General features: G+C 37.2%; 18 protein-coding genes. 14 read left to right on the top strand and 4 right to left on the bottom strand.

Features of this window, described 5'->3' with window-relative positions; translation table 11 throughout:
• Positions 1-68: 68 nt before the first annotated feature.
• Genes H7R46_RS13740 through H7R46_RS13695 form a run of 10 tightly spaced genes read left to right on the top strand, consistent with a single transcriptional unit; the run spans position 69 to position 12697 of the window.
• A complete protein-coding gene (locus tag H7R46_RS13740; RefSeq protein WP_032046671.1) occupies positions 69-410 on the top strand; it encodes a phage tail protein in 342 nt (113 codons plus the stop codon).
• Positions 411-466: 56 nt separating this feature from the next.
• A complete protein-coding gene (locus H7R46_RS13735; RefSeq protein WP_068560390.1) occupies positions 467-817 on the top strand; it encodes a hypothetical protein in 351 nt (116 codons plus the stop codon).
• Between the two features lie 9 nt (positions 818-826).
• Positions 827-1525 (top strand): phage minor tail protein L, encoded by a 699-nt coding sequence (locus H7R46_RS13730; RefSeq protein ID WP_086225812.1) that lies wholly within the window; start codon positions 827-829, stop codon positions 1523-1525.
• Between the two features lie 7 nt (positions 1526-1532).
• A complete protein-coding gene (locus H7R46_RS13725; protein ID WP_164528212.1) occupies positions 1533-1703 on the top strand; it encodes a hypothetical protein in 171 nt (56 codons plus the stop codon).
• Positions 1700-2455 carry a C40 family peptidase gene (locus H7R46_RS13720; RefSeq protein ID WP_068551068.1) on the top strand — a complete coding sequence of 252 codons (756 nt, stop codon included), beginning with the start codon at positions 1700-1702 and terminating at the stop codon, positions 2453-2455. Before H7R46_RS13725 ends, H7R46_RS13720 begins: the two co-directional genes overlap by 4 nt.
• Positions 2439-3104: a tail assembly protein gene (locus tag H7R46_RS13715; RefSeq protein WP_032046679.1), complete on the top strand. Its 666-nt coding sequence runs from the start codon at positions 2439-2441 to the stop codon at positions 3102-3104. Before H7R46_RS13720 ends, H7R46_RS13715 begins: the two co-directional genes overlap by 17 nt.
• 55 nt (positions 3105-3159) lie before the next feature.
• Positions 3160-11121: a phage tail protein gene (locus H7R46_RS13710; RefSeq protein ID WP_086225813.1), complete on the top strand. Its 7962-nt coding sequence runs from the start codon at positions 3160-3162 to the stop codon at positions 11119-11121.
• Positions 11118-11660: a DUF4376 domain-containing protein gene (locus tag H7R46_RS13705; protein ID WP_005070349.1), complete on the top strand. Its 543-nt coding sequence runs from the start codon at positions 11118-11120 to the stop codon at positions 11658-11660. Before H7R46_RS13710 ends, H7R46_RS13705 begins: the two co-directional genes overlap by 4 nt.
• A 59-nt stretch (positions 11661-11719) precedes the next feature.
• The gene (locus H7R46_RS13700) at positions 11720-12109 is read left to right on the top strand and encodes a hypothetical protein (protein ID WP_057082113.1); all 390 of its coding nucleotides are present in this window, start codon (positions 11720-11722) and stop codon (positions 12107-12109) included.
• 42 nt (positions 12110-12151) lie between these two features.
• Positions 12152-12697 carry a glycoside hydrolase family 108 protein gene (locus tag H7R46_RS13695; RefSeq protein ID WP_068560399.1) on the top strand — a complete coding sequence of 182 codons (546 nt, stop codon included), beginning with the start codon at positions 12152-12154 and terminating at the stop codon, positions 12695-12697.
• Between the two features lie 136 nt (positions 12698-12833).
• Here H7R46_RS13695 and H7R46_RS13690 read toward each other — a convergent pair whose 3' ends face one another.
• From H7R46_RS13690 to H7R46_RS13675, 4 genes are all read right to left on the bottom strand, one after another.
• Positions 12834-13499: a hypothetical protein gene (locus H7R46_RS13690; RefSeq protein ID WP_057695196.1), complete on the bottom strand. Its 666-nt coding sequence runs from the start codon at positions 13497-13499 to the stop codon at positions 12834-12836.
• 134 nt (positions 13500-13633) lie between these two features.
• The gene (locus H7R46_RS13685) at positions 13634-14932 is read right to left on the bottom strand and encodes a Y-family DNA polymerase (RefSeq protein ID WP_057695197.1); all 1299 of its coding nucleotides are present in this window, start codon (positions 14930-14932) and stop codon (positions 13634-13636) included.
• Positions 14933-14935: 3 nt separating this feature from the next.
• Entirely contained in the window at positions 14936-15430 is a 495-nt protein-coding gene (locus H7R46_RS13680) for a LexA family protein (protein ID WP_068560402.1), read from the bottom strand.
• A 141-nt stretch (positions 15431-15571) separates the two neighbouring features.
• Positions 15572-16207, bottom strand: coding sequence for an SOS response-associated peptidase (locus H7R46_RS13675; protein WP_000332605.1), 636 nt, complete (start codon positions 16205-16207; stop codon positions 15572-15574).
• 148 nt (positions 16208-16355) lie between these two features.
• Here H7R46_RS13675 and H7R46_RS13670 point away from each other — a divergent pair, with 148 nt between their 5' ends.
• The 4 genes from H7R46_RS13670 (at position 16356) to H7R46_RS13655 (ending at position 21073) form a co-directional block, all read left to right on the top strand.
• A complete protein-coding gene (locus H7R46_RS13670) occupies positions 16356-17021 on the top strand; it encodes a hypothetical protein (RefSeq protein ID WP_001050367.1) in 666 nt (221 codons plus the stop codon).
• 491 nt (positions 17022-17512) lie between these two features.
• A complete protein-coding gene (locus H7R46_RS13665; protein WP_005070827.1) occupies positions 17513-19561 on the top strand; it encodes a DUF262 domain-containing protein in 2049 nt (682 codons plus the stop codon).
• 225 nt (positions 19562-19786) lie between these two features.
• Complete coding sequence (locus H7R46_RS13660) at positions 19787-20230, top strand: hypothetical protein (RefSeq protein WP_005070825.1); 444 nt, start codon at positions 19787-19789, stop codon at positions 20228-20230.
• Between the two features lie 252 nt (positions 20231-20482).
• Positions 20483-21073, top strand: coding sequence for a hypothetical protein (locus tag H7R46_RS13655; protein WP_005070823.1), 591 nt, complete (start codon positions 20483-20485; stop codon positions 21071-21073).
• Positions 21074-21142: the final 69 nt, after the last annotated feature.

Here is a 21142-nt window from a genome sequence, read left to right as displayed (position 1 = left end):
TCTGGTCATACTTTAGATATGGCTATTAAAAGCTCGCTTAACGCGGGCTTTTTTTGTGAGAAAAATTTATGAGTGATCTTATATTCACTTTTGAATGTGACCTAGATGGTAATAACCAAACGCAACGCTTTAATACGTTATCAACTAAATTTGGTGATGGATATGAGCAAACAACTTCAGTTGGTATAAACAATAAATCTGGTGAATGGACTTATCAACGCACAGCAGAAAAGGCTGAAATTATGCAAATTAAAGCATTTTTTGATGCCCACAAGGGTGCCAACTCTTTTTTGTGGGACTCGCCGTTAGATGGTCAAGTGCGTGTAAAAGCTGGTGATTATCAACCTACTTGTTTAGGTGGAAATACCTGGCGAATTTCAACTACATTCAAGCAGGTTTTCCAACCCTAATATTTTACTCAACGGCTCCTAATTGGAGCTATTTTTTTGCTTATAGGAGCATAACCATGGCTGTTAAAACTTTAGATCTTGCTGAAGCATATATTGTCGGTGAATTACGCACTCAATTATTAGATGCACGTAGTTTCGGGAATAATTTGCCTGCTGGCAGAATTGAAACTTTAGCGATTAATTATGATCGACCTTCTGATTCAGTGAATATTGCTGTTACACCAGGTGGTGGTTTAAACGGAAGTATGACTTTACTTGATGCTGACATCACAAAGTGGGCAATTCAAACGATCTTAAACACAGCTTATCTCTATCAGGTAGATGTAAACACTTTAAGCCTTAAATATGACTTGGCTGCTAAAAAAATTACTATTGAATATACTCCAGTTGTTTCAGGTCAAGCTTAAGGAGGTCTCATGACTTTACAAAGTGACTTCCAGAAACTTGAACCAGGTGGATTAATTCACCTGTATGAATTAGATGCCAGCTCGTATGGAGTTGGCATTCTTCGATTTCATGGCCATCAGCAAATGGAAAGTATTTTTTGGCAGGGTCAGGAGTTTGAAGCTATTAGTCTGGATGTCTCTGGTTTAGAAATGAGATCAGATGGTAAGGCTTCGGCTCCCACATTAACAATCGCCAATAACCTGAACGGAATACAAGGTGCAATTTCAGCTTACTGTCTCCAATGTAAAGATTTCGTTGGAGCTAAACTCAAAGTTATTACTACACTCACCAAGTATCTTGATGCCAAGAACTTTCCTGAAGGCAATCCAACAGCCTCAAATGAATCAAAAGAGCAGATTTGGTATATCGAGCAGAAAACATCTGAAAATGCTCAACAAGTAACTTTTGAGCTTTCAAATCCAATCGATTTGGAAGGGTTGAAAATTCCTGTTCGTCAAATCACTTCACTTTGTCATTGGTGCATGGTTGGTAAGTATCGGGGCGAAGAGTGTGGCTATACGGGCGCGGCTATGTTCACAGAAAAAGGTGAGCCAACAGATGATCCATCTCAGGACAAATGTGGGGGAAGGTTAAGAGATTGTTTTTTACACCATGGTGAAAACAAGCCATTACCTTTCGGCGGGTTCCCAGCTTCAAGCTTATTGTGAGGTTTTTATGTGCGATTTTTCAGTTGGTGAAGTTGTTGAATTTTGGGTAGAGGGTCGAGCAGTTTCAGGAAACGGGACTCTAGTGCAAATTCTTGAACTAGATGTGGACTGGGCAGTAGTTACAACTGGATGTAGTCAGTGGCCGGAAAAATTATCTAACTTGAGAAAAACATCATGAAACTGTCAGCAAAAATCAAAAAAACAATCATGGCCCATGCGGATGAATGCTATCCACAAGAATGCTGTGGGGTAATTGTTGGAAAAGAATATATCCGCTGCCGCAATGTTTCCGCTCAGTCTGATCAGTTTGAAATACATCCTGAAGACTTAGCTTTTGCAGAAGACCAGGGCGAGATATTAGCGTATGTGCATTCCCACCCTGACGGAACTACAAGAGCCTCAGAACTAGACTTAATTCAAATTGAGTTACATCAAAAGCCTTGGGTAATTTGTTCCTATCCGGATCTAGATTTTCAAATATATAAACCATGTGGTTATCGCGCCCCTTTAGTGGGGCGTAATTATTTTCACGGTTGGCAGGATTGCTATGCTCTTATACGCGATTTTTATAGTCGTGAATTAGGAGTTGAGCTTATGGATTTCGAGCGTAAAGATGCTTGGTGGGAAGATAAAGATCATCCATCACTTTATTTTGAAAATTATGAAAAAGCAGGCTTCTATGAAGTAGATACACCACAATATGGCGATATGCTTGTTTGTCGTGTTGGGCGTACTGAACATCCCAATCATGCGGTTGTTTGGCTGGCTAATAATGGACAGCTTAAATCGGAGCAAACTGAGCAATGCATAGGTTCAAGCTTAATTCTTCATCATCCATATAATCGTAAATCTGTTCGTGAAATTTATGGACAACAATGGCAAGAGCGAACAGTAAAGATATTGAGGCATCGAGATGTTAAAAACCATTAAGCTGTATGGAGTATTGGGACAAAAGTTCGGTCGTGAATTTAAGCTCGATGTCGCAAATACTCGCGAAGCCATGCGTGCATTATCTGTTCAGATTGTTGGGTTTGAACATTTTATGTTGCATGCACATGAGCAAGGTCTACGCTTTGCCGTGTTTTTAAAATCAAAGAACTCAAGTAATAAGCGAGGCAAGAAACGCCCAGCGATTTATGACCACGAAACTAAGCGGCTCATTACCGGCGATAACATCGGTGAAGAACAGCTTGATATGAATACTGAAGCTGAGGTTATTCATATTGTTCCACGTGTAGTTGGTGCAGGCGGTAATGGAATATTACAGACTGTATTGGGTGCTGTGCTGGTCGTGGTTGGGGTTTTAGTGACTGTAGGTACATTGGGCGGTGGAGCACCATTAGGTGCTGCATTGATTGGTTCGGGGATTGGAATGATGCTTGGTGGTGTTGCTTCAATGCTTATGCCAAAAGTTGAAACAACGCAGGATCAAAACCAAGACGGCAATAGAGCAAATAAGGGCTTTGGCGGTGCAGTTACCACAGTTGCACAAGGTAATCCTGTTCCAATTCTTTATGGTCAACGGGAAATCGGCGGCTTCATTGTGAGCGCAGGCCAATATCCTGAAGATCAGATGTAGATTTTAATTATTTAATAGGCGCTTTAAGCGCCTTTTTTATTGCGTGAGATTTCTTATGAATGCAGTAGTGGGCGCAAAAAAGGGCAGTAATAAACAACGGCAGCCCGTAATTTCTCCAGATTCTGCACAATCGAAAACTTTTATTAAAATCCTTTACGGATTATCTGAGGGAGAAATTGAGGGGCTAGCTAATGGGCTTCAGTCAATTTATTTAGAAGAAACTCCTCTTCAGAACGCAGACGGAAGTCTTAACTTTGAAAATGTAAAAGTTGATTTTAGAAATGGTACTAATGATCAGGAATACATAGAGGGTTTTCCTGCAGTCGAAAGTGAAACTGCCATCGATGTGGAGTTAAAGTCTGAAACGCCATGGGTTCGAGCTTTTAGTAATCTTGATCTTGATGCTGTACGTTTGCGCTTAAAGTGGGGTCCTTTACGTACTCAGAATGCTACAAATGGGGATGTATCAGGTGTAACGATCGAATACGCAATTGATTTGCAAACTGATGGTGGTATTTGGGCTGAAGTTCTAAAAACTAAAATTTCAGATAAAACATCTGCAAATTATGAACGTGCTCATCGGATTGATTTGCCTCGTGCAGACTCTGGCTGGCTTGTTCGTGTTCGTAGACTTACACCCAATTCAACTTCTGAATATATCAGCGACAAGATGTATATTGCAGCTGTTACAGAAGTGATCGATGCGAAATTACGTTACCCAAACACAGCATTATTGGGCCTTCAGTATGATGCTGAGACTTTTGGAAACGTAGCAAAAGTTGCTATGGATACAAAGGGTAGGCTTCTAAAAGTTCCTACTAATTACAATCCAGCAACACGGCAATATGTTGGAATGTGGGACGGTACTTTCAAAGAGGCATATTCTAATAACCCAGCTTGGATCTATTACGATATATGCACCGTAGACCGTTATGCTTTGGGTGACCGATTAACCCCGCTAATGGTTGATAAATGGTCCTTATATCGTTTAGCTCAATACTGTGATCAGATGGTACCAGATGGGTTGGGCGGTCAGGAACCACGCTTTACTTGTAATGTTTATCTTCAGAGCGCGGAAGGTGCCTTTGAGGTTTTAACTAAATTAGCAGGTGTATTTCGTGCGATAACGTTTTGGGATGGTAATAGCATTATTTGTGATGCAGATATTCCCCAAGATACGTATTTCACTTATACGCGTGCCAATGTCATTGATGGCAATTTTGAGTACGCGGGAACCCGTGCACGTGACCGTCATAATGTTGTAAAAATTGCGTGGGATAACCCGGCTAATCACTACAAAACCGAATATGAGTTTGTTCGCGATGAAAAGGCGATTGCTGAGGCCGGCCAAGTTCGTATTTTGGAAATTGATGCTTGGGGATGTACCTCACGAGGTCAAGCGCAGCGAGCAGGTTGGTGGGCATTAAAGTCTGAGCAGTTAGAAACCCGAACAGTTAGCTTTAAAGTTGGTTTAGACGGTTATATCCCGTTACCAGGGAAAGTAATTGAAATTGCGGATGAACTGTTTGCAGGACGTGCTAATGGCGGACGTGTATCTAAAATTTCTGCTGATCTCAAAAGCATAACCCTTGATCGAGATGACGTTACAGCTAAAGCTGGTGATCGTCTGGTTATCAATGGCGAAAATGGCAAAGCACAAACGCGAATTGTTCAGTCGATCTCTGGTCGGGTTATCACAGTAACACTTCCATTCGATGAGAATTCAATTGCTGTACAAAACGTATGGGTTCTTGATGCTCAAGATTTAGCGACAATGAAATTCCGTGTTATTTCAATCTCACAAGATGAAAAACACCAGTTCAGTATTACAGCACTCCAATATAACCCTCAAAAATTTGATGAAATTGATAACGGTGCATTCTTTGAAGAAGCACCTATATCAATAGTCAATCCTTCAATTCAAGAACCAGTCAAAGATGTTTTGATTACGACCGAAAGTCGTGTTGATCAAGGTATTAATGTCACCACAATGATTGTGTCATGGACACAAGCAAAAGGTGCTGTTAAGTATCTTGTTGAGTGGCGAAAAGATGATGGTTCGTGGATTCGTTTACCATTAACTGGTAATAATTCAGTCGAGGTACCTGGTGTTTATTCAGGTCAATATCAAGCTCGTGTTACCGCAATTTCTGCTTTTGAAATCGCATCTTTACCGGTTACATCTTCCTTAACTGAAATTACTGGAAAGCAGGGATTACCGCCGAAAATAGCTTTTATACGTGCCACAGGTATTTTGTTTGGAATGAAGCTTGATTGGGGATTCCCTCCAACAGGTGCAAAAGATACAGCTTATACCGAAATTGAAGTTTCACCTGATGGCATCAACAATATTGCTCAATTAGGATTGTTTGCATATCCGACTACCACTACCACAATCCAAGGTTTACAACCTAATCTTAGACAGTTTTATCGCGGTCGATTAATTGACCGGATTGGCAATGTTGGTCCTTGGTCTGAATGGGTCAATGGTACGACCACAGCAGATCCGGAAGCGGTTCTTGATCTTATTTCTGGTCATATTAATGAGAGTGATCTTGCCCAAGAGCTTCAAGGTAAAATTGAAAATTCAGTCGATGTATCTGAAGCAGCCCAAGCTGCAGCAAATAATGCCCAAGCTGTTGCTAGTAGCGCCCAAACTGCAGCTAACAATGCCCAGGCTGTGGCCTCTGAAGCTAAGACGGCGGCCTCGAGTGCTCAATCGGCAGCAACCTCTGCTCAAACACAAGCTTCTTCAGCCCAAAAAATAGCAAATGATGCGAGTGTTATAGCGACCAATGCTAAAAATACAGCGAATAATGCATCAACAGCAGCATCTAAAGTAGCAAATGATTTAATCACTTCTACAAATCTGTTAAATCAAAAGATTGCAGATGAGAGTTCTACTCGTATCGCTGCAATTTCTAATTTGAATGATGGATTAACAACTGAAACTACTCAGCGCAAGTCTGAAGATGCGGCCCTGTTAAGCAACATTGAAACTTATAAATCAAGCACCAATGGCACTTTATCAAGTTTGCAGACTCAGATTACGACAAATGCTACAAATACAAGTGCCAATGCTACGCAAATTAACGCGCTAGATTCACGTTTAACTACGAATGAATCAAAGACGAATACAGCTATTTCATCTGCAGCCACAGCTCAAACAACTGCAAACACAGCAGTAAGCAAGGCTGATGCAGCTTCGATGTCAATCAATACGCTAAAAAGCACTTTAAGAGTACAAGCAGACGCGCTCAATATTGATCCTCATTTTGTATCTGGTTTGGAATATTACACAATTGCTGAAACACCGGCAGGTAACTCTGTTACGCACGGCGCTTACGGTGAGAATGGGTCACTTGGTATTCGTGTAATTAAGTCAAATACAGATACATCTGCTGGAACAAATACAAACGTCAATACAAACCGGACAGATGGTTTTTTCTTAAAAGCTAATAATACGTATCGGGCAATTGTTAGATGTAAGTTGATATCAGGCACGGGAAGTATTCTTGGTCGTTTTCACAGAAAATCTGATAATGCTGTTCTTGCGTCTGCGACACTATCTGTGGCATCAACATCGGCTTATGTCGATTTAATTTATACATATAAACCGCCATCAGATGTCCTTGTGTATTTCGGAACGTGGCTCATGGCAGCTGGTACGATTGATTATGATTCGATCAGTATCATTAATGCTACGGATGCAGTTGCTTCTGATGCCAACGCATCAGCTATTACAAATCTAACAACTCGCGTGACAAATGCCGAAGGCACTTTAACAAGTCAAGGCAACTCAATTACGCAATTGAATAATAATATTGTAAGTATCAACGGAACACTTGCAAGTAAAGCGGATGCAACTGCTTTAAGTTCTTTGGCTAACCGTGTGACTACTGCTGAGGGCAATATCTCATCGCAAAGCGGTGCTATTACAACCCTTCAAAATAATGTTTCTACAATTAATAATGCGCTTGCATCAAAAGCAGATTCAATCGCCTTATCCGCCCTAGATAGCCGAGTAACTACTACCGAGGGGACTATTACAAGTCAAGGCGCGTCTATCGCATCTTTACAGAATTCATTGAGCAGTGTGGGTGTAAACTTAGTTGCTTTGGCAGATCAGTTAAAAACTGTATCAATGGCCGCAACTACGGGTGAAAGCTATATCACATGGTCTTTAACTGATCCTGCACTTAAGCCAGACACTTATTACACTTTGTCTTTTTGGGCAGTGCGAACCGCAAATGTTAAGAGCGTTGAATCATTCTTAATTGCTAGTAATGGTGCACATCACAAATCAACTTATGTGACAGTTGGAACAACGAATCTTGTTCGATATTCAGTAACATTTAAAACTAATGCGGATGCAGTAGGCGTTACCTATTCCCTACGTTTTGATCTTAACGGTTCTAGTGATGGCAATAATGCGACATTAACAATTCAAAAGCCTCAATTAGAAGAAGGCCAAGTTGCAACTTACTGGAAACCATCTACTTATGATAAAGCAGATGCTAGTGCGTTAAGCACGCTTCAGAACACAGTTACACAACAAGGAAATACCCTAACATCAAACAGTAGTGCTATCACTTCGCTGCAAAACAGTGTTACTAACATTAATAACGCTTTAACGTCAAAAGCGGATGCAAGTGCGGTTAGTAGTATTGATTCAAAAGTGACAACTATTGACGGTAAAGTAACGTCAAATACTGCAAATATTACTTCGCTGAATAACTCGATCACGAATGGGAGTCTTAACTTAGTCTATAACACCCTTTACAACGACTTAAGTAATATCACAGCGAATGGTAATCATAGTATTGCAGTGGATAGCGCAACTTATGCCCGATCTAGAGTTTTAAAAGTAACAGCTAGTGGTGCTGGGCAAGATGGTGTGCATCAAATCTTAATGACCACATCAGTTGTTCCAGTGGCGAGTTCTAATGAACCACTTGTCTTATCGTTTTTTGCAAAAGCTGATGCTGCATTATCTGTAAAAATTCAATTATTCGGTGGTATCGGTTCCCAAAATATTGCACTAACAACTACATGGACAAAGTACACAATTACAACTTTAAGAAAGTCAGCATCACATGTTGATACTACTAATTTGTATATGTCATTGCTTGCCGCAGGCGTTGCATATTTTACAAATGTTCAATTAGAAAGAGGGACAATCGCAACCGCATATTCAGCAGCTTCTACTGAAACAGGTAATTTAATTGCTGCAAATGCTTCTGCACTTTCATCTTTAAGTTCCACAGTTACTCAGCAGGGAAATACGTTAACAAGTCAAGGTAACTCCCTTACTTCACTCAATAACAGTGTAGCAACAGCGCAAAAAACAGCTAATGATGCAGTATCCGCAGCAGATGCAGCACAGAAGACAGCGAATACAAAAGCCGATGCTTCGGCATTGGAGGCATTGTCTAACACTGTGACATCACAAGGTAATACTATATCTTCTCAAGGAAGTGCAATTACCTCTCTGAACAATAGTGTTAATACAATTAATAACGCTCTGGCATCAAAAGCAGATTCAAGTGCTATTACAGCTTTAGATAGTCGTGTAACAGCTACAGAAAATGGTCTAACTACAACCAACAGCAACATCACAAGTTTGCAGTCTGCTATTCAGTCACAAGGTGATGCGCTAAATTTAGACCCAAATTTTAGAGAGGGCTTGAAGTTCATTGCCGTAAGTGAGCTTGCAACAGGTAACTCAATTGTTGCTGGTAATTACGGTGAAGGTGGGGGTACTGGCTTACGAGTAACTAAATCAAATGATGCCGGTACCTCTGGTACCAACCCAACGGTAAGAACACCGACCTCGGGGATGTGGTTAAAAGCAGGGCGAACTTACCAAGCAACTGTAAGGGCACGTAAGGTATCTGGAACCGCAGGTTTATTGCTGCGCTGGATTAGAACAGGTGATAACGCCACATTAGCAGTAAAACAAGTAACAGCAACAGATACAACCAATTTTGTTGATTTCTCTTTAGATTATGCACCAACCTCAGATGTATTCGCATGGTTTGGTGTATGGATGTATCCAAACGCTGGGGTTGTTGATTATTCTTCTATTCGCTTGGTAGATAAAACGGCATCTTTAGAAAATGCTGCAACAGCATCAGCCGTTTCTTCACTAACCTCCCGTGTCGCAAGTGCAGAAGGTACGATTACAAGCCAAGGGAACAGCATTGTTTCTTTAAATAATAGTGTTTCAAATATTAATGGCGCTTTAGCTACGAAAGCAGATAACGCTGCATTATCAAGTTTGGATTCCAGAGTCACCGCGACGGAGAACTCTATTACAAGCCAAGGTAACCAGATCACCAGTTTGCAGGCAGGTTTAAGCGCCGCGGCAGTAATTGGTGCAAACTTATTAAGTAATACGGCTGCTCCGAACTCTGCGAATCAACCAAAAACAAGCGATGGTACAGCTTCTGCCCAAGGATTTTCGACAAATTTCAATATTGATTCTTACTTTACTGTTAACGATGCGAGTGTAGAACGCTACTACCGTATGACCTCACCAGTCAACGCTACCAGTGTTTTACGCGCAAGCACTACTTACACAATTAGTGCAGATGTGCGTGGTGCTGCATTGCCAGTGCGCTGGCGGATTATTGCCCAAGTTGGCGGCGCTTGGAGTGATATTGCTGTTAAATCAATGAGCGGTATCAGCAATAATCAATACACTCGACAAAGTTGCACATTCACAGTTCCAGCAAATGCGACAAGCCTCATTATGTCTTTTAAGTCTGATTCAACTACAGTTGGAAACGCATTGGCTATAAGACGCATGAAGTTGGAACAAGGGAATGTTGCAACACTGTGGGAGCAACCAATTGGCGAAATTGCAACTTCAAAAGCTTTATCTTCACTTGATACTCGAGTTACGAATGCTGAAGGGACCATTTCTAGCCAAAGCAATTCAATTACACAATTGAATAACAGTGTATCGAATATTAATGGTGTCCTTGCAAGTAAAGCCGATGCTTCTGCGCTCAGTTCATTGGATTCTAAAGTTTCTGTTATTGATGGCAAAGTTTCAACTCAAGCATCGAGTATTACTACTTTGCAAACTACTGTTGGTGGAAATACAGCTGCAATTCAACAGGTAACTGAAAGCGTTGATGGTGTTAAAGCTCAGCAATATTTAAAAATGGATGTGAATGGGCATTTAGCAGGTCATGGTTCAATGAATGATGGTACCACGTCAACATTCATTTTCAATTACGATACTATCCAGTTCGGCGCGCCAGTTGGAGTCGATGGTGTAACTCCTAAGCCGATAATGTCGCTATTAAATACGCCACTAACTCTACCGAATGGAACAGTAATTCCAAGAGGTTTATATGTAGATTCTGGTAGCTTTGGCTATATTAATGCAAATAGAATCTGGGCAGAAAATCTAAGCACCATTAGCGCTGATTTAGGTGATATTGAAGTTGATAATGCTCACATTAAAAACGGAGCAATAGACACTTTAAAAATCCAAGATGAAGCCGTTACTGTCCCTTCCGGGGTAATTAATCAAACAGAGCGTAAATTTTATTTCGCTGTTTCTAATTCAATGGCAGGTTCAGTTGGTTATACACAAGATTTAGTTACTCTTAATGTGCAAACGCAAGGAGGTAAACTAAGGATTGATGGATCGTTTGTGTTTGACTGTAAGGTCAGGATCACACAATATCCATCCTCCTACGACATTTTGAAATGTGTGACGCTAGCTTGTCGGGTATTAGTAAATGGTACTGTTGCGTACACTCAGGAAATATACCCAACATTTTATGATGGGAGCAGTACAATCCGGTTTATTGGAGTTACTGCGACACCCGTTTATATCCTACCTGCTTCCACTGGTACAAAAACAATAGTGCTTCAGTTGGCCTATATCACTAAATATTCCAATATTTATTATGGTTCATTTGAAGCTCAAGGTGGCTTTGCCGAAACTCCTACAATAGTCACCATGTCATCTTTATCAACATTGGAGCTTAAAAAGTGACGGTATTAGTTTCAAAGAATGGTGAAGTTATTGGACATATTTTTGGTAATGAAGAGATGATCAAGCTGAATACTCCTGAGGGATGTATCGCTTTAGATGATCCTCCTTGTCCAAATATGTTTTTTCAAGAAGGAAAGTGGATAAATATTCCCACTCAGCCCTCGCCATATCATATCTTCGATTATGAAACTAAGAAGTGGGTCGATAATCGAACTTTAGAAGATGCAAAAAGGCATAAATGGGAGCAAATCAAGCAGATTCGGGATCAGTATGAGTTTGGCGGATTTGAGTTTGAAAATAAGCTTTATGATTCAGACTCTAATTCTCAACTAAGAATCGCTACTGCAGCTTTGCTCGGTGTACCAGTTGAGTGGACTTTAAAAGACAATTCAGTTGTTAATCTTAGTCCTGATCAATTGATTGACTTAAAAACCGCGCTTGCAGTGCACATTAATAACATTCATGAGAGAGGGCGTATTGCACGACAGAAAATTGAAACTGCTTTGACATATGAAGAAATTGAAGCAGTAAATTTCTAATTTAAAAATTTCAATGAGAGCACCCAATCGGGTGTTTTTTTATTTCTGGAGTAATGGCTATGGAGCCACTTTCAACAAGCAGTATTACTGCATTTTTAAAGTTTTATGGTGCGGCAATTGCTGTCACCTTAGCAATTTCATTAGTTGCTGCCGTCGTTTTAATGACACGAATGCCAAGGTCTCCTCAAGAATGGGCCGTGGGTTTGATTTGCACCGTTGTTTCCAGTTTATGTGGCGGCTCATTCATTATTGTGAAGTGGGGGCTTCATGAATGGGTTACTGATATATGGGGGATGATTGCACTTGGTGGATTCTTCTTTGTTTGTGGTTTACCCGGTTGGGCTTTAGTCCGCTGGATCTTTAACTTCATTAACAAACAGGAAGGTAAGACCATTATTGAGGTACTTAAAGAAGTTAAGAAAGCCAAAAACGATATTTCAAACAGTTAATGCCGCCTTCGGGCGGTTTTTTATTACCTAAGGAAAAGTTAAATGAACATTGAACAATATCTTGACGAACTCATTAAGCGTGAAGGCGGGTATGTAAATAATCCCGCAGATCGGGGTGGTGCAACCAAATACGGTATTACTCAATCTGTAGCTCGTGAAAACGGCTATAGAGGCAATATGAAAGATTTACCTCTTGATGTGGCCAAAGTAATTTATCGGAAACAGTACTGGATAGAACCACGTTTTGATCAGGTGAATAATCTTAGCTCTGCTGTAGCTGAAGAACTTTTAGATACTGGTGTGAACTGTGGTATCAACTTTGCAAAACCACTTTTACAGCGTGCTTTGAACTTGCTTAACAACCAAGGTAAAGCTGGGTACGCCGATTTGAAGGTTGATGGTGTTTATGGTTCTAACACTTTAGGAGCTTTAAAAACCTATCTAGCCAAACGTGGGAAAGAAGGTGAGAAGGTTCTAGTGCGAGTGCTCAACATTATGCAAGGCCAGCGTTACATTGAAATCTGTGAGCGTAATCCAAAGCAGGAGCAGTTTTTCTATGGCTGGATCGCCAACCGAGTTGTTGTATGAAAGTCTTTCATTGCAGACGTTCAAATATTGCTTTCACAATTACATTGCTGTGCATTCTATTTTCAGGATGCTCAGCTCATACGATCAATAACAATATCAGTGTAGGAATTTGCGTAAAAGCCCTCTAAAGAGGGCTTTACCTTGTTTCATCTTTGAGTTCAGCCAATATTTGAATCAAAAACTGTTCAGTATAAAATTTTTGGCAATTTTCTAACGAATTTATTAGTCTGAGATACTGCTGCATATATATGGAGTTTATACAATTATCATCTTTTTCTTTAATCTCTAAAGGTAAAATTTTCTTCATCTCTAGAAAGAATGAATCTAATATTTCATTCATTTGCTTGAGAGGAATGGCTCTATTACTATTGAAATAAAGATCAAATTCATTAAGGATAGATTTTAGGGTATAAAAACTTCTATTAAATTCAATTGCTGCTCTTTGATTTTTCTCAAGATTTATACTGGTGATTTTTACTCTAGTATCTAGATCAGAATTAATATATTCACTTGCTTTTACCCAAAAATCATTAAATAGTTCTTTTGAAAACTTATGAAATTCAAACTTATTTTGAAGCTTAATTGGATCACGCCAATCTGTATATAGTTTGAGTGCGATTATTGCGGCACCAATTGTTGCTAATGCAGAAAAAATACTTATTGTGATTGTAAAGGATTCTTTAAGTGTTTCAGTTACATTATTGTGTGAATACAATAATAGGAAAAAAAAGAATACGATAGTACAAATTGCTACTATCGATCCAATAAAATTTATTATGAATTGTTTGTATTCTGATTTCATAAATTAATATTAAAAGATGTTAATTATTTATAATAACCAATTAAATGTTTAAAGGTTATCCCCATAAATAATATTATTGAGCAAATATTTGCTCAAAATCAATAATGATTAATGAAAAATGAGAAAATCTTTTCTCATTTTGTTATCAATGGAAGTTCATCCCACATAAATGGGTTTTTAGTGAGTTTATCTCTCGACATCGACCACGTTCGGCCAGGTATATAACAAGGACCAACGCCAATCTTTTTCTTTCCAAATTTTGTATGCACGTTATCAAGCGTCTTCATTAATTTTTCTTTCTTTTCTATCATTTCAAAGTCAGTAAGAAGTTCGTAAGTATGGCCAGATTTGGGCTCTAAACATGTCAGTACAACACCACACTTCTTATATTTAATCCCTTCCTTAAAAATATGACTCACCATAACTGTAGCGGCTTTAACTAGATCTAAAGCGCAATCAGTCAGTTCATGAAATGTATAGCTAACTGACTTATTATAAAACGGCACATTGGGATCAAAAGGATTTGACTGTACAAAAGCAATCATACATCCGCATAGTAACCCTTCATCGCGCAATCTCTTACAAGCATCTTGAGCATACATCGATATAGCTTCTTTTAGATCTGTTAGTTCAGTTACACGACCGCCAAAAGACCGGCTTGCAACTATTTGTTTTTTTGAGGGTGGGGTGTGCTCGATCTCAATGCATGAGATACCTTGCAGTTCGTAAATGGTTCTGGCCATGACGATAGAAAATTTCTTTTGCATCTCTCGAGGTTCAGCACAAGCCAGATCAAGCACCGTATTTATTCCCATGCTTTGCAACTTTTTTGAATGCTTACGGCCAACGCCCCAAACTTCTGAAACATCAATTTGAGCAAAGTAGTATTCTTTGTTGCACGGATCCATATTCACTAAATCGCAAACGCTGTTAAAGCCGGGATTTTTCTTTGCAATATGATTTGCAATCTTTGCTTCTGTTTTACTTCTGCCGATTCCGACACAGACAGGTAAGCCTAACCACTTCCATATTTGTTGGCGCATTTGCTGGCCAACTTTTTCTAAGTCAAAATTCTTTTCATAGGCTGTGAAATCAATAAAGCACTCATCAATCGAGTACGGTTCAACTTCTTCTGCAGTTACGTAAGACGCAAGGATGGAATGAAAGCGCCGTGACATTTCTGCATACATTGCATAGTTGCTTGAAAGAACGATTACGTTATGTTGCTGAACAATGTCTTTAATTTGAAAAAGCGGCACACCCATTTTTATATTTAAGGATTTTGCCTCGTTACTACGCGCCACGGCGCACCCATCGTTATTTGACAAAACAATAACCGGTCTATCATTCAAAGACGGATCAAAGACTCGCTCACATGAAACGTACATGTTATTTACATCGATGAGAAAAAATACTTTGTTCTCATGTTTCATGACTTAATGCCGTGTCATTTTAATGATATGAGTGACAACGCCCCAGATAATCAGTTCTTGGCCGTCCGCTAAATAAATATTTTTATATTCAGGATTTTCAGCTTTAAGCCATTGACCTTTTTCATCGATCATTAAACGTTTAACTGTGAATTCATTGTCAATTAGTGCAATAACGATATCGCCGTGCTTAGCATCAAGACTGCGATCGACAATCAACTCGTCGTCAATATCAATACCTGCGTTCAACATTGATAAAGAAGCCACTCTAACAATAAATGTTGCGGTCTCATTTTTAATTAAGTGTTCATTCATATCGAGTGAACGATCAATATAATCTTGAGCAGGAGAGGGAAAGCCAGCTGATACCTTTTCAATAGCTAATGGTATTGATAAATGCGTTGATGGAGTAACTAATTTTATTGAGGCGACATCAGTCAAAGCATTGCCAAGATTGAGATGTGGCTTTATTTCAATAATAAAAGGTTCGATAGTGCTCATAGTTACTCCTTGATTTTGTTACATAATCAAGATGATATGCTAGAGCTTGCTTTAAATTCAAATTTAAAAAGTTGTGGATAAATAATAACTAGTCGTAACTTGTCGCGTTATACGATGCATTTGGTCGGAAAATCAACGGTGCTAATTTGCACTTTTTTTTGGTTTTGGGAAGTAGTCAGCAGTAAATTCGCCGATCGGCATTTCAAAGAAAAATTGATCAGCATCTTCTTTTTTACAGTTCAACCAGTCTTCTCGATATTCTTCAGGGATAACAATAATTGATCGTTTCTCATCTTCAGGTTTGTGGAATTGGTTCATAAAAGGATGATTGTCTGCATTGATGGTTAGCATCGACATAGATCTAATTTGCTGGCCGTCAATTATTGTAGATTCATAAATGGCAGCCACAGTGAATGGCATGCCATCCTCTCGATAAATTCCCCATCTTTCCGCTTTGCCATTCACATATCTTGGTTCATAGATCTTTTCTACAGGTATTAAAGCAAACTGGCTTTTAGCCCATGCATGTCGAAAACTAGGCTTTTTATCAACCGTCTCTGTTCTAGCGTTGTAAGTATATTTTGAGAACTTTAAGTCATGGTTCCAAGGTGGAATCATGCCAAACTTAACTTGGCGCCATTCTATCTGGCCATCTTTAGAAAAAATAAGAGGGCAGTCGTAGCCAGGATAAACATCTTCTTTATAGTCGAATGTTGGCTCGAATAGATCTAGCAGGTGCACCCGGTCTTTTGAAATTGGTTCATAATTAGCGCACATGATTATTTCCTTATTATTTAGTTTTAGAATGACAATTTTAGAGAAAAGGTTTTATATAATTATGTATCGAGTTTTCAATAGAAAATTACACTGAATATTTTTTGAATAAGATATTAATATAATTTGCCTTTTGGGAAGAAATGTTAAAATGAATTTATTGGAAGTTATAGCTAAAAATTGTGGATTGGCAGTGGTGGACTCCGTAACTTTAGGGCTAGGTTCAGCTGTAAAGAATTCCTTTTATGAAATTAAAGATCATGTAAGTCAATGTAATGATGCACTGTATCTAATGCAAATTAAAACATTTATTGAGACAATCGATTTAGATGAAGGGGAAGTGAAAGATTTTTTTAGCAAAAATCCAGATAACAATCGACTAGGAATTGAATTATTTAAAATTTTAGAAAGTACATACATAGAAAAGCAAGCAAATTTGTTAGCCATTAACTTTCAAAACTATTTACAGGGTAAGTATGATAAAAGCCAATTTAATAAGTATATAAATTTAATAAAAAAAATTGATGCACATATTTTTGAAGTAATTAATAATGACTTGCAGTATCCTGAAAGGCTCCGCGGACAATCCATACCTTGTGAAGGATTGCCAAAAGATGCCACTGATTACAACAAATATTGGGAATTTGAAAATCTTTTAGTTAGTGACTTCAAAGATTTAGAAGTTGTAGGATTAATTGAGGAAGAAATAGAGGAAACTTCGGTTACATACAGCTCAGTTGTAAGCCCTAAAATTAAGAGAAAGAGAACGCGTTTCTATCATAATTTTTATATTGACCTTTATAGTAAGCTAAAATAAAAGTGGGAAGAGCCTAGAATTTTTCAAAATGAGTTCAACTCCTATAGTCGGACTTGAACAAAAAAGAAACTGTTGTTAATCATACTTAATCAAAATTAAATGTTATACATGAGTTATACCAGCATGTTATATGCCGAAAAAGCAATTATAAAATCAATTATTTAGGATTTTTGTTCAACTCCCGCCATCTCCACCAAGATTCGTGAAAAGCCCTGAAACGTAAGTTTCGGGGTTTTTTATTGTTTTGAAATGGGGATATTTGTTTAAATTAAAAGTATTTTAGATTATGTCTTTGAATAAATACTAATAAAGCGATTTTATAAATATTTTTGAAAGTTAAATTATTTGTTGAATAAGTTGTTTAGTAAAGAGTATAGATAAATATAAGATTATTTATTTGAGTAAAAAGCTCTAAATTATAATAAATATTTTTTTTAAAATGACATGTAACTTGTTAAGATATTTTAAATATTTTTATTAAGCATAAACTCATGGATCTAAAATCAATACATGCTATTTTTACAGATAGAATTTTAAGAATACCTTCATATCAAAGAGGCTACTCTTGGACTAATGATGCTGAAATTAAGGAACGTAAAGATCTAGTAAGAATTAAAGGTCAATTGATGGATCTTTGGAATGATATTCAAAATATCCCTAATGATAAATGGCATTATACTGGATTACTAACTTTAGCTGAACATACAAGTCCTGATTATAAAGAGTTTTTACCTAGAAAAGCACAATATTCAATAGTTGATGGTCAACAGCGAATTACTTCGATTTTGATTCTAATTACTGTGTTGGTTAAATACTCAAAACAATTTGATTATGAATTTGGAGACCGTGAGGGAGATACTGAATTTCATTATCTTTACATTTCTAAAGGCACTAGAAAAGCGTATATCTTTGGTTATGATCAAGATAATCCAAGTGATAAATATTTTAGAAAACATATACTTGGGCTTGATGAGATTGAGGGGGATAGTAAGGAGAGTATTTATACTGAAAACCTGATTAAAGCACGTAAGTTTTTTGAAAAAGCTGTTGGATTTTATCTAGAGGATGCTAGCAATAAGGTAGAAGCATTGCAATTTCTATTTGATAAGGTAACAACAGGATTAAGGCTTAATGAATATATTTTACCTAATGAATTGGATGAATATGTAGTTTTTGAAACTATGAATAATAGGGGGAAACCTTTATCTCAACTTGAGAAATTAAAGAATAGGCTCATGTATCTTATTGATAAAATGAGCTTAAGTCTTGATGACAAAAATGAACTTATAAAATCAGTAAATACTGCATGGATTACTATTTATCAATCATTAGGAGCTGAAAAGAGTGCCCCTTTAGATGATGACGATTTTATTAAAGCACACTGGATCATGTATTTTGGGCAATATGATCGGTCAGAGTCTAATGTTTATGCCCAACACTTGTTTAATCATTATTTTACGATTGAACGTGTATATGGAAATGAATTAACAGCTTTAGATATTCTAAAATATGTTAAATCTCTGCAAAAAAGCTCAATTTATTGGAATCAAATACATTATCCTAAATATTTTGAAGATGCTGATGATAATGTACGTATTAAAATTTTAGGACTACATCGTGTCGGATTTAGGGCTGCGTTTAAACCTTTAGTATTAGCAGTCTTACACAATAAAGATAAATTTAATTTATTTGATATTTGCACACGATTAGAAAAATTTGCTTTTAAAGTTTTTCATGCTGCTGATCGGCAGTCAAATACAGGTGATAGTAAGCTTTACCGATTGTCTGCATCAGTTTATAGAGGAGAAATTGATTCTCAAGCAATTTGTGATTCAGTTGAAACCTACACAAAAGAATATTATAGCTTTACTAAATTTAAAAACTTAATTGAATATCTGATTGAAGAGAAGAAAGGTTTTTATAAGTGGAGCGGTTTGAAATATATATTTTTCGAGTATGATCAATTTTTAAGGGCAAAAAATAAAGTATCTGCTGTAAATTCACAGTTAATTTGGCAAGATTTTAAAAATAGAGATTCGATAGAGCATATTTATCCACAAAGTGCTTCTCAGAGTTTAGAAAACTTTTGTAATGGTGACAATTCATCAGAACGCAAAAGTGCATATGATGAGTTACAACTTAATTGGCATGAGTTTAGTATTTTCACTGAAGGCGAAAGAAAGAGATTATGTAATAGTTTGGGTAATCTTTTAGCGATTACTCACTCAGATAATTCAAGTATGCAAAATGATCCTTTCAGGTTCAAAGCAGATCAATCAGAGAAAGGTAGCCAATATCGTAATCGTGGATATAAATACGACTCTTTAAGTGCTCAAATAGTTGCAAATGAATCAATTTGGAGTCCTGATCATGTTAAAAATCGTGGTTTAGAAATTTTAGATTTCATCTTGTTAAAATTAGATGAAGATCAAAACAAGCTCTCAATAGATGAAAAGGTTGCATTGCTTGGACTAGATTTCCTAATTAACGAGCCAAAGTCACTTGTTAATTCCACTTATGAGGTTGAGGATAATGTCTGAATTCTAAATAATTTAGATTGTCTAATACTTGTTATTGCTGTTTTTGATTTAGGAAAGAGACCTTCACTTTAGTTGAAGGAATTATCAAATTGATTCAAGTTAAAGATGTTCAACTTGGATCAATTTGGTTTTTTTCTTTTGAAATCGTGATATCAAAAGATGATTATCTGCCCTGATACTAAGTTAGAGTAATACCTCAAATTCCTAGGCAAAAATGATTAAACCATGTCATATCAATATGAAATTAACTTTATTAAAAAATCCCTTACTTCATTTCTTTTAGTCAGCATGTCAATGTTTAGTGCTAATAGCTTTGGCTACACTCCCAAAGATTTACAAGGTATATGGGCAATGCATCCGCTTAATAATGGAATTGCCAACTTAGTTAAGTTTTCAGGAAATACAGCTACTTTACATCCTGTGCAATGTGATTTTGAAACGGGTCTTTATACGGTAGATAGTATTGAAAAATCGAACTTTAAAATTAATAAGCAAAATCAAATTGAGTTGTATAATGAACAGGGGGAGTTTGAGCAAGCATTAAGAATTATAAGTATCACCGATAATCAACTAGTTTTAGAAGAAGCTGCTAGTGACACCATAATGCTGAAATTTCACTACAACAAAATTAACAAGCTAACCCCAAATTGTATTAAATATAAAAAATAATATTTTCAAAAGCTTAGCTTTAATATAGCTGAAATTAAATATCATTTCAGCTATATAACCAACTTGAATTTAATGGGTAAAGAAGTATTTAAATTTTCATTTTATTAAGCTTGAATGAGACAGAAAGAAGAAGCAATTAATAGATAACAAACCCAGCAGAAGTAGAATTTTATTTATTCTTTATAAAGTCTTACTTGCGTAAAGTTTTATAATCTCGTTATAGTCTAGCTTCTAATATAGAGGGGTTAAACTGTGAAAAAAATAATAGGAATATTTTTATTTTCCTTGATATTAGTTGGTTGTGGTAAATCAGCAGAAGATATTGCTAAAGAAAAGCAAGCTCAAGAACAGGCACTTAAAATTAAACAAGAACAAGAAAGAAAATTAAAAGAACAAGCTGAACTTAAAAAAGTTGAGGATGCTGTTCGCTATTATCTTAAAGATGGTGATTCTGCAAAATTTAGAAATGTTATTAAAAATTGTGGTGAGGTAAATGCCAAAAACTCATGGGGTGCTTATGCAGGTTTCTCTAGATTTATAGTTAAATCAGATAAACAAGTAATCTTTGATGGTTCTGATAATTACTATTTTGATAGTTTGGTAAAGCTATATTGCCATAAAGATTATTTGGCTAAGTTTCCAGTAGAAACAAGTGATGAGATAGCAATTGATGCATCTACAACAGAACAAATATCAGCAGTGGCTGCTGGTGATGCGGCAGCGGGAGAAACTTTAGAAAATGAAACTCGATCAGTTAGTAGACATCAAAAAGAAGAAGTAGCTGTGGAGGAATTAGCTACTGAAGATACAACGTTAGATACTGGTAGTTCTGAAAATTATTAAGGCATTTAAATTTTAAAATCCGTGTATACGGGTTTTAAAATTTGGCACCTAAGGTATTATCTTAATATT

This window comes from Acinetobacter sp. BEC1-S18-ESBL-01, assembly GCF_014169935.1.
GTDB classification, from domain to species: domain Bacteria; phylum Pseudomonadota; class Gammaproteobacteria; order Pseudomonadales; family Moraxellaceae; genus Acinetobacter; species Acinetobacter pittii.
The sequence above is the reverse complement of the archived record's forward strand: the minus strand, read 5'-3'. Positions and strand labels throughout refer to the sequence as shown.

Coding starts and splice junctions, on each gene's coding strand:
- H7R46_RS13720 (WP_068551068.1), top strand. CDS start 1,700: ATGAAACTGTCAGCAAAAATCAAAAAAACAATCATGGCCCATGCGGAT.
- H7R46_RS13660 (WP_005070825.1), top strand. CDS start 19,787: ATGTCATATCAATATGAAATTAACTTTATTAAAAAATCCCTTACTTCA.
- H7R46_RS13685 (WP_057695197.1), bottom strand. CDS start 14,932: ATGAAACATGAGAACAAAGTATTTTTTCTCATCGATGTAAATAACATG.
- H7R46_RS13725 (WP_164528212.1), top strand. CDS start 1,533: ATGTGCGATTTTTCAGTTGGTGAAGTTGTTGAATTTTGGGTAGAGGGT.
- H7R46_RS13695 (WP_068560399.1), top strand. CDS start 12,152: ATGAACATTGAACAATATCTTGACGAACTCATTAAGCGTGAAGGCGGG.
- H7R46_RS13680 (WP_068560402.1), bottom strand. CDS start 15,430: ATGAGCACTATCGAACCTTTTATTATTGAAATAAAGCCACATCTCAAT.
- H7R46_RS13675 (WP_000332605.1), bottom strand. CDS start 16,207: ATGTGCGCTAATTATGAACCAATTTCAAAAGACCGGGTGCACCTGCTA.
- H7R46_RS13730 (WP_086225812.1), top strand. CDS start 827: ATGACTTTACAAAGTGACTTCCAGAAACTTGAACCAGGTGGATTAATT.
- H7R46_RS13735 (WP_068560390.1), top strand. CDS start 467: ATGGCTGTTAAAACTTTAGATCTTGCTGAAGCATATATTGTCGGTGAA.
- H7R46_RS13700 (WP_057082113.1), top strand. CDS start 11,720: ATGGAGCCACTTTCAACAAGCAGTATTACTGCATTTTTAAAGTTTTAT.
- H7R46_RS13670 (WP_001050367.1), top strand. CDS start 16,356: ATGAATTTATTGGAAGTTATAGCTAAAAATTGTGGATTGGCAGTGGTG.
- H7R46_RS13690 (WP_057695196.1), bottom strand. CDS start 13,499: ATGAAATCAGAATACAAACAATTCATAATAAATTTTATTGGATCGATA.
- H7R46_RS13715 (WP_032046679.1), top strand. CDS start 2,439: ATGTTAAAAACCATTAAGCTGTATGGAGTATTGGGACAAAAGTTCGGT.
- H7R46_RS13665 (WP_005070827.1), top strand. CDS start 17,513: ATGGATCTAAAATCAATACATGCTATTTTTACAGATAGAATTTTAAGA.
- H7R46_RS13710 (WP_086225813.1), top strand. CDS start 3,160: ATGAATGCAGTAGTGGGCGCAAAAAAGGGCAGTAATAAACAACGGCAG.
- H7R46_RS13740 (WP_032046671.1), top strand. CDS start 69: ATGAGTGATCTTATATTCACTTTTGAATGTGACCTAGATGGTAATAAC.